This window comes from Pseudomonas sp. JQ36 (assembly GCF_053851495.1).
In genome coordinates this window covers 5,478,745-5,492,331 of record NZ_CM132642.1, presented here as the reverse complement: position 1 = coordinate 5,492,331, position 13,587 = coordinate 5,478,745, and the positions used below count along the sequence as shown (strand labels likewise).

Here is a 13,587-nt window from a genome sequence, read left to right as displayed (position 1 = left end):
GCTCGCGAAGGGGCCCTGTCAGTCACCGATCATTTTGTTGGCTTGACGGTCACTGGCGCCTTGCCCGACTTCATCTGTTCAAGCAGAGGCGCGCACTGGTTCGGCTCCCCGCCACTCGGCGCCACCAGCGCCAACAACCCCGCAGCCGGCGCAGCAATCACGCCCAGCGCCACCATCCCCGCGCCGCGCAGCATCAATGGCACTGCCTTCACGCCCGCATCCGGCTTGATGAACTTGCCGCGCACGTACAGCGGTGAACGCAGCGAAATCAGACGCCAGCCCTTGGATTCCGGCGTAACGGTAAGATCCAGTTGCTCGGTGGCCATGTTCGCGGTGCCGTCGATGTAAATGATCGCGTTCTCGGTATCGAACACAAACAACCGCGTGGTCGCCAGGCCGGTCTTGATGTCGAAGTCCGCCGCCGCGCAGTTGATCTTCACTTCCTTGTCGCCAAAGATTTTGCCGACTACATAGTTGCCGACGTTGAGCCCCGCCAGTTCCATCAGCTCACGGCTGATGGCACCGTCGTTGATCAGCATCTTCAACTGGCCATTGGCGCCGCCGAGCAGCTTGGCCACCGAGTTGCCGCGACCGCTGATGTCGGCGTCGCCGTTGAGCTCGCCGAAGCTGGTTTTCATCGGTTCGAAGGTCGGGAACAACTGCTTGAGCTTGAACCCGCGCGCAGTCAGTTTGGCCCGCCCTTCCAGCGGTTCGGTGCGGCCGTTGAGGCGGATCTGCGCGTCCAGATTGCCGCCGGCCACGCCGAAGCGCAGTGGTTCGAGGCTGAGTTCACCGTCATTGAGTTTCAGGTGGGTATAAAGGTCGGTGAACGGCAGTTTCTCGCTGTGGACGATGCGCTTGCCGGTGAACTCGACATCGGCATCCATCGCGCGCCAGCGGTCGGTCTTGAATTCTTCCACCGGCAACACTTTGTCGGTCGGCTGCTTGCTCTCGCCGCCGCGAGCCTTTTGCTTGTCATTGGAGTCGGCGCCGATCAGCGGCGCGAGGTCGGCGAACAGCAGTTGATTGGACAGCAACGCGCCGCTGAGCTTGGGCCGAGGCTGGCTGGCGACGTAGGTCAGATCGCCGTGAATGTCACTGCCGCCGATCTTGCCGTTGAACTGTTCATAGGTGAACTTCGCCCCGTCCGCATCATGCAGCTTGGCAATCAGATGGCCGTCGGTGGCGTACGGCGGCGTGTCCGGCAGGGTCACTCCGGTCAGTGGATAGAGGTTGCCGAGGCTGGCACCGGCCAGTTTCAGCCGCAGATCAAGAGCGCCGAGGTTGAGCGGGTCGGTCAAGGTGCCGGCGAGTTCGATGCTGGTGGCGCCGATCTTCGCCTGGGCCTGCAGCGGGAAGGGTTTGTTCGCGTCCTGCAACGCCAGCAATCCGCCGATCTTGCCCTGGCCAGTGAGGTTCTGGCCGTGGTATTGGCCTTTGACCTTCAGCGCGAATGCATAGTCCTGCGGCGCGGCGCCCTTGTCCTGGGCGGTCTTCGCGGCTTTGGCGCCGACGATATCGCTGAACGGAATCGGCTTGCCCAGCGGATCGATCAATACGTCGAGATTAGTCTTCAGCGTCTGGTCATCGAGCGTGACGTGGCCCTTGTCGAAACCGATGGCGCCGATGTCCACCACCCAGTTCGACGGTTCGGCATTCGGGTCTTTCGGGTCGAACTTGAAGGTCCAGTTGGCGCGACCATCGGCCAGGCGTTGCAGTTGCGCATTGGGTTCGGTCAGGTCGATGCGCGGGATGGTCACCCGTTGCGCCAGCAGGGCCAATGGCGAGATGCGCAGCTCCACGCGTTTGAGCGTGACCATCTGCGGCTGCTTCGACCAGTCCGGGTTGCCCAGCGTCAGGTCTTCAGCCACCACGTGCGGCCACGGCACCCAAGCCCGCCAGCCGCCCTCCTCCGGCTCGCGCTGCCAGATCACCGCAAGGTTGCCATTGATGGCGAACGGTCGATGCAATTCTTCCGAGACTTTGGCGTTGAGCGGCGGTTTGATCCGGTTCCAGTCGAAGAACACGATGATCAGAACCAGTACCGCCAGCAGCAGTACGAGGATGGCGAAGGTCCAACTGAAGATTTTTCCGGTGCGCGTCATGCACAAAACTCCTGATGACGACCGCACGCCGATTTCGCGACGCACAGCTGAAACGGCGGGCCAAAGCGGCCCTCATGAAATCTACGACTGGCAAACAGTACGCAGGTTTAATCGAAATATGGATTCCATGGCAAAAAATCGCCCGAATGCTGACTGATTGGTCGAGCAGCGTTACCGCCACCCGCACATTTGCGAGGCGCGAGTGAGTCGAAAATACCCACTGCGGTGCAAAACCACCGCCCGCAAACGCCCGAGCTAGAGCGCCTCGGCAGAACAATCAATTCTGTTGATTATTACCATTGCGTTTATGAACTTTTATATCGACTTATCGAGAGTAGCATTGGCTTCGTACCCACTTTATCGCCCTCCCAAGGAGCAACCCATCATGAAACGCCAATTACTGCTCAGCCTTACCCTGTCGATGCTAGCCAGCACTGCTTTCGCCCTGCCCGCTGCCGAACAGGCTACCCCACAAGTGAAATCCAGCCACTCGGTGTTCAGCCAGACTGTTGCTGCTGATGGCGGCGACCGCACTCCACAAGGCCAGACCCTGGCTGAAAACGGCCGTAATCGTCTGGAAGAAAAAGGCCTGGTACAAGATGGCTACGACAAGACTCCACAAGGTCAAGCTGTAGCAGAAGGCGGCCGTGATCGCCTGGAAGAGAAAGGTCTGGTGCAAGACGGCTATGACAAGACTCCACAAGGTCAGACCCTGGCTTCCGATGGCAGCGACCGTACTCCACAGGGCCAGACCTTGGCCTCCGATGGCAGCGACCGCACTCCACAGGGTCAAACCCTGGCTTCCGACGGCAGCGACCGCACTCCACAAGGCCAGACCCTGGCTGAAGACGGTTTCGATAAAACCCCACTGGGCCAAGCCGTTGCCGAAGGCGGTGGTGACCGTGTGATCGAACGCAACAGCGCTTTGAGCTAAGCCCATGGCGGCCTGGAAAAAAAGCCCAATCACCGGATTGGGCTTTTGACTTTTTCAGCACTGACAATCTGCAAAATCCCTTTTTCCGCTGACTTTCCCCCCTGCCGTTCGACGCCAGCAAAGCCGATTTGCTAGAGTGCGGCGCTTGTCCCGCTCAAGAAAACGCCTCTGCGATGCTGCCCCGCGCCGAACAGAAACAACAGACCCGCAACGCCCTGATGGACGCTGCCCGCCATTTGATGGAAAGCGGCCGAGGATTCGGCAGCCTGAGCCTGCGCGAAGTAACCAAGACCGCCGGTATCGTGCCCACCGGTTTCTACCGGCATTTTGCCGACATGGACGAGCTGGGTCTGGTGCTGGTCAGTGAAGTCGGCCAGACCTTCCGCGAAACCATTCGCCTGGTGCGCCACAACGAATTCGTCATGGGCGGCATCATCGATGCGTCGGTGCGGATCTTCCTCGACGTGGTCAGCGCCAACCGTTCGCAATTCCTGTTTCTCGCTCGTGAGCAGTACGGCGGTTCGCAACCGGTACGTCAGGCGATTGGCCGTCTGCGCGAAAACATCAGCGCCGACCTCGCGGCCGACCTGACATTGATGCCCAAGTTGCAGCATCTGGACGCTGCCGGTCTGAGCGTGATCGCCGACCTGATCGTCAAATCGGTATTCGCCACCCTGCCGGACATCATCGACCCGCCTGCCGAAGCCCTGCCGGAGCATCTGACGCCACAGGCGAAGATCACCCAGCAATTGCGCTTCATCTTTATCGGCCTAAAGCACTGGCAAGGGTTGGGCAGTACCGAGTAATTCCTCTTTTTTCAAAACCAACATAAATCCCTGTGGGAGCGGGCTTGCTCGCGAAAGCGGTGGGTCAGTCACTTCATTGTTGACTGATGCACCGCTTTCGCGAGCAAGCCCGCTCCCACATTGGTTATGTGTCAAAGCTCACATTTGGTGCATGTAAAAATCTTCACGCACCAAAACCTTCCAAAATTCCGCAACATCTTGAAACATCCTCTACGCTCCGACAGGGATTTCCTACATCTCGCCCGGTTGGCAAGCCCCTTGCTCTAGCCCTCCTACAAGTCCACTGCTGGAAGCTTTCCGATGCTGGTGATTCATCGCAGAATCGACCCTCAACCTGTCTGGTCCGCCGAGTTGCACCTGACCTTCGAAGCGCGGAGCAAAAGCCGTCTGCGCTGTTTCAGTGCCGACGGCGAAGACGTCGGGTTGTTTCTGGAGCGCGGTCAGGCACCGTTATATGACGGCGAATGCCTGCAGGCCGAGGACGGCCGCATCGTTCGCGTCTGCGCCCGCCCCGAGCAACTGCTGCACGTCACCTGCGCCAATGCCTTCGAACTGACCCGCGCCGCCTATCACCTGGGCAACCGCCACGTCGCTCTGCAAGTCGGCGATGGCTGGCTGCGTCTGCTCGACGATTACGTGCTCAAGGCTATGCTCGAACAGCTTGGCGCCCAGGTCGAGGCGATTGAGGCGCCGTTCCAGCCGGAACACGGTGCCTACGGCGGCGGCCATCACCATTCGCGGCATGGCGACGAAGATTTCAATTACGCGCCCAAACTTCATCAGTTCGGCGTACGCCTGTGAATCCGGCCTGGGCGCTGTTGCGCCTGGCCAGTCCGCAACTGCCGATTGGCGGCTACAGCTATTCGCAAGGCCTGGAAATGGCGGTGGATAACGGCCGCGTGAACAGCCCGGACAGTGCCCGCCGCTGGATCAGCGATCAGTTGCTGCTCAACCTCGCGCGTTTCGAGGCGCCGCTGCTGCTTGCCCATTGTCAGGCCGCGGCCGAGGAAAACTGGCCCGAGTTGCTGCGCCTCTGCGAAACCCACCGCGCCAGCCGCGAGACCCGCGAGTTGCATCTGGAGAGCCGGCAGATGGGCTACTCGCTGCAGCAGTTGCTCAACGGTCTGCCAGAACTCGACGCGCCGGCCCGCAGCTTTCTTGAGCAATGTGCCGAACCGCACCTGGCCCTCGGCTGGGCACTCGCCGCGCGCGCCTGGGGCATCAACCCGCAGGACGCCCTCGCCGCGTGGCTGTGGAGCTGGCTGGAAAACCAACTCGCCGTATTGATGAAAACCCTGCCGCTGGGCCAGCAAGCCGCCCAGCGTCTGACCAGCGAACTGCTGCCGCTGCTGCAACAGGCGCAGCAGGACGCCACCCGCATCAATCCCGAACACATCGGCAGCGCCGCATTCGGCCTGTCCCTGGCGTGCATGGCGCATGAGCGCCAGTACAGCCGACTGTTTCGCTCTTAGGAGAACAAACCATGAACACACAACCCCTGCGCGTCGGTATCGGCGGCCCGGTCGGTTCCGGCAAGACCGCATTGACCCTGGCCCTGTGCCTGGCATTGCGCGATCGCTACAACCTGGCCGTCGTCACCAACGACATCTACACCCGCGAAGACGCCGACTTTCTGGTGCGCAACGAAGCGCTGGCCCCGGAGCGGATCATCGGCGTGGAAACCGGTGGCTGTCCGCACACGGCAATCCGCGAGGACGCCTCGATCAACCTCGAAGCGGTCGATCAATTGAACCGGCGCTTTCCGGGGCTGGACCTGATTCTGGTGGAATCCGGCGGCGACAACCTGTCGGCGACTTTCAGCCCGGAGCTGTCGGATCTGACCATCTACGTGATCGACGTCTCCGCCGGTGACAAGTTGCCGCGCAAGGGCGGACCGGGGATCTGCAAGTCCGACCTGCTGGTGATCAACAAGATCGACCTGGCACCGCTGGTCGGCGCCTCGCTGGAGATGATGGACAGCGATACCAAACGCATGCGCAACGGCAAGCCATTCGTCTTCAGCAACCAGAAAACCGGTCTGGGCCTGGAAGAAATCATCGCCTTCATCGAACGCCAGGGCCTGCTGAACGCCGCCTGACTTATTGACCAACAAGGAAGCTTCTCCATGACACTCAAACGTATTTTCGGCGCCGTGGCGCTGCTGCTGACCCCAGCCCTGGCCTTCGCCCACCCGGGCCACGGCGACAGCGGTCTGGTCGCCGGCATCAGCCACCCGATCGGCGGTCTCGACCACTTGCTGGCGATGGTCGCGGTCGGCCTATGGGCGGCGCAACAACAAGGCGCGGCGCGCTGGGCGCTACCGTGCACATTCGTCGGCACCATGCTGATCGGCGGCATGCTCGGCTTTGAAGGGCTGGAGCTGCCGGCGCTGGAAAGCGGGATCGCCGCTTCGGTGCTGGCGCTGGGTCTGGCGGTGGCACTGGCCGTGCGTCCGCCACTGATGATGGCGGTGGCGGCAACGGCACTGTTTGCGTTGTTCCATGGCGTGGCGCATGGCCTGGAACTGCCGGACATGAGCAGCCCGTGGGCGTATGCCGCCGGTTTTGTCGCGGCGACGGCGGCGCTGCATGCCGTAGGTTATGCCGTGGTTCGTTTTCTGCCGCAGGCTGCTGCACCATTGGTGCGAGTGGCGGGTGCAGCTTCAGCGATGACCGGTGCATGGTTGCTGGCAGGCTGATCTCTATCGCCTGAACCGGCCTCTTCGCGAGCAAGCCCGCTCCCACACTGGATTTGTGGTGTACACAAAACCTGTGGGAGCGGGCTTGCTCGCGAAAGCGGTCTGACAGTCACTGCGTCTCTAAAGGACGCCGCTCTGCTACCATGTCGCGCAATCGCCCCAGCCGTGACGACGTCCGCCAATGCCCCATGCCTCCCGCTCCACCTCCCTGCCCGAATTGACCACCCTGTTCAGCGACGTGCAACAACACTTTCTGAACGTGATCGTGCCGCTCTGGCAAGGCCCGGGCTGGAACGCCGACATGGCGCTGCCCTACGAAGCACTCGACGCGGCGCATCATCCGTTGCCACCGCAACGCTATCGGGCGATGGCCTGCGCACGGCAGCTGTATCTGTTTTCCAGCCTGATCGGGGTTGTGGATAACGCCGAGGTGCGCGCCGCCGCGCTATTCCGCTCGCTGCAACGGCATTTCCACGATGCAGAGCACGGTGGCTGGTTCTACAGCATCGACGCGCAAGGCAAGCCGCTGGATCAGCGCAAAGACCTCTACACCCACGCCTTCATCCTGTTCGCCTGCGCCCATTACTGGGCCAAGTCCCGCGAGCCGCTGGTGGAATCCACGCTCAACGCCGCACTGGAAGTCATCGGCCGACGCTTCGCCACCGGCGATGGCTTGTACGAAGCGTGCCTGGACCGCGACTGGATCACCCTGCAAACCGGGCCACTGCAAAACCCGCTGATGCACCTGGCCGAAGCGTTCCTCGCCACCTTGGCGGTGCGTGAAGACGCGGCGACGCAGCAAGCGCTGGTCGAGTTATGCACAGCCATGCACAGGCAGTTCGTCGATCCGCAGCACGGTGTGTTGATGGAGAAGCCGTTGGGGGCTGTGGATAACTGGTACGAGCCAGGGCATCAGTTCGAATGGTATTTCCTGCTTGAATCTTCAGCCCTGCTGCGCGGTTCGAAACTGCACGCGGCGCTGGAGCGAGCCTTCGCTTTCACCGAGCAATTCGGCGTTGAACAGCCGTCCGGCGCCGTGCGGGCAATGCTCGATCTGGAGCTGGAAGGTCGCCCGAAAGATTCGACTCAGCGCATCTGGGCGCAGGCGGAATACCTGCGCGCTCTGACACTGCGCCCGGACAGCGAAGCCACCGTGCTGCGCCAGTTGCAGGCGCTGCAGCAGCGGTTTCTGCATGCGGACGGGTGGCATGAATGCCGGGATGAGCAGGGAGAGGTCAGCCGCAAGGACATGCCTTCGACGACGCCTTATCACTTGGCGACCTGCTACAGCGGGCTGGCTGAATATCTGCGTTGATTGAAAAATAGCTTTCGCGAGCAAGCCCGCTCCCACAGGGGAATTTCGGCGAACACAAAATTTGTGTACAGCTCGGATCCCTGTGGGAGCGGGCTTGCTCGCGAATAGCCGTTACACGGTCTCTAGGCAATCCACTTCTTGTCACCGGTAAAGCTGATCGTCAACCAGCGTGCCGCATCCGGCTCGCCGAGCTGCGCCGAAATTTCCTCACGCAAGGCATCCAGCTGCCCCACGCTCTGCAGCCGGTAATTCGCCGGCAACACCACATGAATCTCGATAAACCGCGCCCGCCCGTGCTTCTGCACGTAGGTCACGTAATCATCGAAACCATGCTCGGCCTTCGCCGCTTCCATTACCTGACGCACTTGATCATCCAAGGTGTCCGGGGCAATACCCAGTACATCACGCAGCGCCGGGCCGAGGATCTTGAACGCCGGCGGCAGCATGGTCAGCGCCAGCACGATCAGGATCAGCGGGTCGACAAATTTCGCCCACTCGTCAAAGCCCTGGGCCTTGAGCAGCAACGCGGCGAGAAAACTGATCAACAGGCCGACCGAGAGCATCGCGTCCACCAGCCAACTGATGTTGTCGAACTGGATCAGGCTGGACTTGAGCTTGCGATTGCGCCGACGCACGTAGAAGAAATAGGCGAATTCGACGACGGTGAACACCGCCGCATAAATGATCACCAGCCCCAGCTCGATCTCGCGGCCACCGTTGATGATGCCGAATACACCGTTGAGAAACGCATAGATGGCGATCAACAGCAGGAAGCTGCCTTCGATCAGCAGCACCATCGGCTCCAGATGCCAGAAACCGAACTGAAAGCGGTGATTGCTTTCTTTGGCGATCAGCCTGGCGGTGATCAGCATCAGTACTTTGATGAACGTTGCGATCAGCGAGAAAAAACCATCAAAAAGGATGGATTGCGAACCTGAAACAAAACCGGTGACGATCCCGGCAATCGACACCGCGAACATCAGGATGGTCGATTGTTTGAGCAGCGACTGCTCACCTCGGTTACTCACGTAGCCTCCTCTAAAAACCTTTGAACCGCGGGGTGCGGTGGGGTTTGTCGGAGATGAGTTTACCTTATTGGCGGTTTTGCCCGGTTTTGTGGCGAGGGAGCTTGCTCCCGCTGGGGTGCGGAGCGCCCCCGCTCTTCAGTTGAAAAAAAGCGGGCCTGCTGCGCAGTCCAGCGGGAGCAAGCTCCCTCGCCACAGGGTCTTACGCCTTGTTACGCTCGATCGCAAACCCGGCCCAGGTCTGGCTCACTGGCATCAGCTCCAAGCTGTTGATATTGATGTGCGCCGGGGCGTTGAGCACCCAGAAGATGGTCTCGGCGATGTCCTGCGGCTGGATCGGCTCGGCACCGGCGTAGGTCGCGTTGTAGCGTTCCTGGTCACCGGCAAAACGCACCAGCGAGAACTCGCTTTCACACAGACCTGGCTCGATGTTGCTGACGCGCACGCCGGTGCCCTGCAAGTCGCAACGCAGGTTCAGCGAGAATTGTTTAACGAACGCCTTGGTGGCGCCATACACGTGGCTGCCCGGGTACGGGTAGTTGCCTGCGATCGAACCGAGGTTGACGATGCTGGCGCCGCGGCCGTGAGCGATCAACCGCGGCAGCAGCAGACGGGTGCTGTACATCAGGCCTTTGACGTTGGTATCGACCATGGTGTCCCAGTCGTCGAGGTCGCATTTGGGTGCCGGATCGACGCCCAGCGCCAGTCCGGCGTTGTTGATCAGGCCACGCAGCTTGGCGAACGACGGTGGCAGATTGGCAATCGCCTCTTCCATCGCCTTGCGGTCACGCACGTCGAGCACCAGGCCATGCACTTCGGTCTGCTTCGACAGCTCGGCGCACAGGGCGTCGAGACGTTCTGCACGACGGCCGGTCAACACCAGTTTCCAGCCAGCCTCGGCAAAACGACGGGCACAGGCTTCACCAAAACCGGAGGTTGCGCCGGTAATAAACAGGGTGTTGGACATCGTGTTCTCCTTGCGTCGGCCGCCAGCGCAGCCATTGGAATAGAAAATCAGCAGCCAGCATGCCCGGCCCGGCATTCACGAGCAACACCCGCACCGGGACATATTCCGATCAAAATTCGATCAATCGTCGCTACACCTTATGTGGCGTGGCCTGTAGCCATGTGCACGCACGTTATCCACAGTCCCTTCCACAGTTTCCGGGGGCAAGTGGAAACGCGCAAAGCCGCGCCACACAAGGCTTTGCGCGGGAAATAGAAAGTTTTTTGCTTGACCCTGAAGCAGCTGTTGTGCCGGAGATGGCATTTTGCACGACCGGCCGGTCAGCGCGGTGATTGCGCGAGGCCAGTAATTACGGCCCTCAGCGCAGTCTTTCCAGAGTTTAGTCACAGACTTATCCACAGGCTTGTTCACCTGAAATTGCCTCTACAGCGCAGCCTAGAAAAAGATTGACAACAGCGTCTTCAGCTCCCGCAAAAACACCTGATCAAAAATCAATCACCAGCCCGCAGGCCACGTTCCACAAGGGCTTCAGCCAGCTACTCCCACGTTATTCACAGCCAGCTCCACAGCAAACGGGGACAAGTCAAAACTGTGGAAAAACAGCCATTTGCAGCGTCTATATGTCGCGCTTTGGCAGCTATGGGAATTTGTTTTCCACAATTCTGAAATCTGGCACAGGTCAACTGTGGGAGCGGGCTTGCTCGCGAAGAGGATATGTCATCAAACACGGCGTTATCTGACACACCCTCTTCGCGAGCAAGCCCGCTCCCACAAGGGATTTGCGCTGGACTTGGGATGTAAAAAGCCCCGGGACTTTCGTCACGGGGCTTTGTGGACAACTCAAGCAGAATCAGTGCCCGCCCAGATAAGCGTTACGCACCTCCTCATTCACCAACAACTCTTTACCGGTACCGGTCAGACGAATCTCGCCGTTGACCATCACGTACGCCCGATCCGACAGCTTCAACGCATGGTTGGCGTTCTGCTCGACGAGGAAAATGGTCATGCCGGTTTTCGCCAGTTCACGCAGGGTGGCGAAGATCTGTTTCACCACGATCGGCGCCAGGCCCAGGCTCGGCTCATCGAGCAACAACAGCTTCGGCCGACTCATCAATGCGCGGGCAATGGCGAGCATTTGCTGCTCGCCGCCGGACATGGTCATCGCCCGCTGGTTACGGCGCTCTTCAAGCCGCGGGAACAGCTCGAACATGCGCTGCATATCCTCCTTGGCGTACTTGTCGCCAATCGGGATGGTGCCCATCAGCAGGTTTTCCTCGACGGTCATGTCGGGGAATACCCGACGCCCTTCCGGCGACTGCGCGATGCCGTTGGAGGCGATGTAGTGCGAGGACTTGTGAGTGATGTCGACGCCTTGATAGAGGATCTGCCCACCCGCCGCGCGCGGCTGGCCGAAGATCGACATCAGCAGCGTCGATTTACCCGCGCCGTTGGAGCCGATCAGGCTGACGGTCTCGCCTTCGTTGATCTGCAGCGACACGCCTTTGAGGGCCTGGATCGGGCCGTAGAACACGTCCAGGTCTTTGAGTTCGAGGATCGGTTTGCTCATACCAGCTCCTCTTCGTCGGCGCCCAGGTAGGCAGCAATCACTTTCGGATCGTTGCGGATCGCGTCGGGCCCACCCTCGGCGATGACCACGCCGTGATCCAGCACCACGATGTGGTCGGAAATGCTCATGACCATGCCCATGTCGTGTTCGATCAGCACCACGGTCAGATCGTGCTCGTCGCGCAGCAGCCGGATCATCGCGCTCAGCGCTTCGGTTTCCTGAGGGTTGAGGCCGGCGGCCGGTTCGTCGAGACAGATGATCTGCGGCCGTGTGCACATGGCCCTGGCGATCTCCAGACGGCGTTGCTGGCCGTAGGACAGTTCACCGGCCAGACGGTTGGCGCAGTCCACCAGATCGACCACTTCCAGCCAGTAGAACGCGCAGTCCAGCGCATCGCTTTCGGCCTTGCGGTAGCCCTTGGTGTTGAGGATGCCGGCGAGCATGTTGCGGTTGACCCACATGTGCTGCGCCACCAGCAGGTTTTCCAGCACCGACATTTCCTTGAACAGGCGAATGTTCTGGAACGTCCGGGCCAGGCCGGCGCGGTTCACCAGATGGGTACCGCCGAACATCTTGTAGTACAGACGGCTGAGAAAGCTTTTCGGCGAAACGAAATCGGTCGGTTTGAACGACTCGCCCAGCAACTGGATGACGTTGGTCTGCTGGCCACGCACGTTGAGTTCGATCTTGCCGCCGGAGGCCTTGTAGAACCCGGTCAGGCAGTTGAACACCGTGGTCTTGCCGGCACCGTTCGGCCCGATCAAGGCAAAGATCGAGTTGCGTTTGACCTTGAGGCTGACATCGCTCAGGGCCTTGATGCCACCGAAGTGCATCATCAGTTTTTCCACAGAGAGTACGACTTCACTCATGGCGCAGTCCTCTCATAGTGAATGGCACCTTTGCGTGGAGTGACCCCGGTACGGCTGATGCGGATCAGCCCTCGTGGTCGCCAGATCATCATCAACACCATCAGGATGCCGAACAGCAGCACGCGGTATTCAGCGAAGCCGCGCAGCAGTTCCGGGGCAACCGTCAGCACAAATGCAGCGATCACCACACCGATGGTTGAACCCATGCCGCCGAGTACGACGATGGCGAGGATCAGTGCCGATTCGAAGAAGGTGAACGAGGTCGGGTTGACGAAGCCTTGATAGGTGGCGAAGAACACCCCGGCCAGGCCCGCGGTCGATGCACCGATGGTGAACGCCGAAAGTTTGACCAGTACATGGTTCAGGCCCATCGAGCGGCAGGCGATTTCATCTTCGCGCAACGCTTCCCAGGCGCGCCCCACCGGCATCTTCACCAGACGATGCTTGATGTACAGCACAGCCAACACCACCAGGAACAATACCGCGTAGATGAAGTAATACTTCACGTCCGGGTTGTAGGCGATGCCGAAGAACTCGTGAAACGGCACCCCGCCATCTTTGGCCCGCTTGCCGAACTCCAGACCGAAGAAGGTCGGCAGCGGCGCCGGCATCCCATTCGGGCCGCCAGTCAGCGACAACCAGTTGTTGAGGACCAGGCGAATGATCTCACCAAAGCCCAGGGTCACGATCGCCAGATAGTCGCCGTGCAGACGCAGCACCGGGAAACCGAGGATGCAGCCGGCAAGCCCTGCGGTGATCGCCGCCAGTGGCAACACGGTCCAGAAGCCCAGCCCGAGGTATTGATAACCCAGCGCCAGACCGTAGGCGCCGATGGCGTAGAACGCCACATAACCGAGGTCGAGCAAACCGGCCAGACCGACCACGATGTTCAACCCCAGACCCAGCAGCACGTAGATCAGCCCGAGGATGACCACGCCCAGCAGGTACGAGTTGGAGACAAACGGCACGATGACGGCGAGCACAATCAGCAGCGGAATGATCCAGCGCAGGCGTGATTTGTGATCGGCAGGCAGCACATGCACACCGGAACCGGTGCTCTCGAAACTGTCGAGAATTTTCAGGCCTTTGGGGGTTTGCAGGAACAGGCTGAGGGCAAACCGGCCGATCATGACAATGCCGATGATCCACGCCACACGGGTCGATTCGAGGTTGAAGCTGTAGCCGTCGAGGACGACGCCGACAATCGGCCCGAATACGATCAGGGCAATCAGGCCGGCCAGGACCGCCTCAACCAGACTTTTTTTGATATCGATGGTTGTTTTAGTGGTTGAAGACATCGC

Annotated in this window: 13 protein-coding genes; 7 read left to right on the top strand and 6 right to left on the bottom strand. The window is 60.4% G+C overall.

From position 1 onward, the window contains the following. Positions 1 to 29: 29 nt before the first annotated feature. Positions 30 to 2,105, bottom strand: a complete 2,076-nt coding sequence (locus tag ACS4NR_RS24765; protein ID WP_456018568.1) for an AsmA family protein — start codon at positions 2,103 to 2,105, stop codon at positions 30 to 32. A 385-nt stretch (positions 2,106 to 2,490) separates the two neighbouring features. Here ACS4NR_RS24765 and ACS4NR_RS24760 point away from each other — a divergent pair, with 385 nt between their 5' ends. The 7 genes from ACS4NR_RS24760 to ACS4NR_RS24730 all read left to right on the top strand — a co-directional run bounded on the left by ACS4NR_RS24760 (position 2,491) and on the right by ACS4NR_RS24730 (position 7,858). Beyond that, the gene (locus ACS4NR_RS24760; RefSeq protein ID WP_047600649.1) at positions 2,491 to 3,039 is read left to right on the top strand and encodes a hypothetical protein; all 549 of its coding nucleotides are present in this window, start codon (positions 2,491 to 2,493) and stop codon (positions 3,037 to 3,039) included. Between the two features lie 173 nt (positions 3,040 to 3,212). After that, the gene (locus tag ACS4NR_RS24755) at positions 3,213 to 3,845 is read left to right on the top strand and encodes a TetR family transcriptional regulator (RefSeq protein WP_027613541.1); all 633 of its coding nucleotides are present in this window, start codon (positions 3,213 to 3,215) and stop codon (positions 3,843 to 3,845) included. Positions 3,846 to 4,145: 300 nt separating this feature from the next. Continuing rightward, positions 4,146 to 4,646 (top strand): urease accessory protein UreE, encoded by a 501-nt coding sequence (ureE, locus tag ACS4NR_RS24750; protein ID WP_003221180.1) that lies wholly within the window; start codon positions 4,146 to 4,148, stop codon positions 4,644 to 4,646. Next, positions 4,643 to 5,317, top strand: a complete 675-nt coding sequence (locus tag ACS4NR_RS24745; protein WP_456018567.1) for an urease accessory protein UreF — start codon at positions 4,643 to 4,645, stop codon at positions 5,315 to 5,317. The genes ureE and ACS4NR_RS24745 overlap by 4 nt, the downstream gene beginning before the upstream one ends. An 11-nt stretch (positions 5,318 to 5,328) precedes the next feature. Next, a complete protein-coding gene (gene ureG, locus ACS4NR_RS24740) occupies positions 5,329 to 5,943 on the top strand; it encodes an urease accessory protein UreG (protein WP_095138144.1) in 615 nt (204 codons plus the stop codon). 27 nt (positions 5,944 to 5,970) lie between these two features. Then, the gene (locus ACS4NR_RS24735; protein ID WP_456018565.1) at positions 5,971 to 6,543 is read left to right on the top strand and encodes a HupE/UreJ family protein; all 573 of its coding nucleotides are present in this window, start codon (positions 5,971 to 5,973) and stop codon (positions 6,541 to 6,543) included. Positions 6,544 to 6,724: 181 nt separating this feature from the next. Continuing rightward, positions 6,725 to 7,858, top strand: a complete 1,134-nt coding sequence (locus ACS4NR_RS24730) for an AGE family epimerase/isomerase (RefSeq protein WP_456018564.1) — start codon at positions 6,725 to 6,727, stop codon at positions 7,856 to 7,858. Positions 7,859 to 7,980: 122 nt separating this feature from the next. Here the strand turns inward: ACS4NR_RS24730 and ACS4NR_RS24725 are convergent, their stop codons facing one another. The 5 genes from ACS4NR_RS24725 to livM form a co-directional block, all read right to left on the bottom strand. Continuing rightward, positions 7,981 to 8,886 carry a cation diffusion facilitator family transporter gene (locus tag ACS4NR_RS24725; protein WP_456018563.1) on the bottom strand — a complete coding sequence of 302 codons (906 nt, stop codon included), beginning with the start codon at positions 8,884 to 8,886 and terminating at the stop codon, positions 7,981 to 7,983. Between the two features lie 199 nt (positions 8,887 to 9,085). Further along, positions 9,086 to 9,850, bottom strand: a complete 765-nt coding sequence (locus tag ACS4NR_RS24720) for an SDR family oxidoreductase (protein ID WP_115985420.1) — start codon at positions 9,848 to 9,850, stop codon at positions 9,086 to 9,088. 850 nt (positions 9,851 to 10,700) lie between these two features. After that, complete coding sequence (locus ACS4NR_RS24715; RefSeq protein ID WP_456018562.1) at positions 10,701 to 11,417, bottom strand: ABC transporter ATP-binding protein; 717 nt, start codon at positions 11,415 to 11,417, stop codon at positions 10,701 to 10,703. Continuing rightward, positions 11,414 to 12,286, bottom strand: coding sequence for an ABC transporter ATP-binding protein (locus ACS4NR_RS24710; RefSeq protein ID WP_095138139.1), 873 nt, complete (start codon positions 12,284 to 12,286; stop codon positions 11,414 to 11,416). The genes ACS4NR_RS24715 and ACS4NR_RS24710 overlap by 4 nt, the downstream gene beginning before the upstream one ends. Then, entirely contained in the window at positions 12,283 to 13,584 is a 1,302-nt protein-coding gene (gene livM, locus ACS4NR_RS24705; RefSeq protein WP_095138138.1) for a high-affinity branched-chain amino acid ABC transporter permease LivM, read from the bottom strand. The genes ACS4NR_RS24710 and livM overlap by 4 nt, the downstream gene beginning before the upstream one ends. Positions 13,585 to 13,587: the final 3 nt, after the last annotated feature.

Excerpts from the sequence above, each read along its gene's own strand:
- ACS4NR_RS24765 (WP_456018568.1), bottom strand. The coding sequence starts at position 2,105 with ATGACGCGCACCGGAAAAATCTTCAGTTGGACCTTCGCCATCCTCGTA.
- ACS4NR_RS24760 (WP_047600649.1), top strand. The coding sequence starts at position 2,491 with ATGAAACGCCAATTACTGCTCAGCCTTACCCTGTCGATGCTAGCCAGC.
- ACS4NR_RS24755 (WP_027613541.1), top strand. The coding sequence starts at position 3,213 with ATGCTGCCCCGCGCCGAACAGAAACAACAGACCCGCAACGCCCTGATG.
- ureE (WP_003221180.1), top strand. The coding sequence starts at position 4,146 with ATGCTGGTGATTCATCGCAGAATCGACCCTCAACCTGTCTGGTCCGCC.
- ureG (WP_095138144.1), top strand. The coding sequence starts at position 5,329 with ATGAACACACAACCCCTGCGCGTCGGTATCGGCGGCCCGGTCGGTTCC.
- ACS4NR_RS24735 (WP_456018565.1), top strand. The coding sequence starts at position 5,971 with ATGACACTCAAACGTATTTTCGGCGCCGTGGCGCTGCTGCTGACCCCA.
- ACS4NR_RS24730 (WP_456018564.1), top strand. The coding sequence starts at position 6,725 with ATGCCCCATGCCTCCCGCTCCACCTCCCTGCCCGAATTGACCACCCTG.
- ACS4NR_RS24720 (WP_115985420.1), bottom strand. The coding sequence starts at position 9,850 with ATGTCCAACACCCTGTTTATTACCGGCGCAACCTCCGGTTTTGGTGAA.
- ACS4NR_RS24715 (WP_456018562.1), bottom strand. The coding sequence starts at position 11,417 with ATGAGCAAACCGATCCTCGAACTCAAAGACCTGGACGTGTTCTACGGC.
- ACS4NR_RS24710 (WP_095138139.1), bottom strand. The coding sequence starts at position 12,286 with ATGAGTGAAGTCGTACTCTCTGTGGAAAAACTGATGATGCACTTCGGT.
- livM (WP_095138138.1), bottom strand. The coding sequence starts at position 13,584 with ATGTCTTCAACCACTAAAACAACCATCGATATCAAAAAAAGTCTGGTT.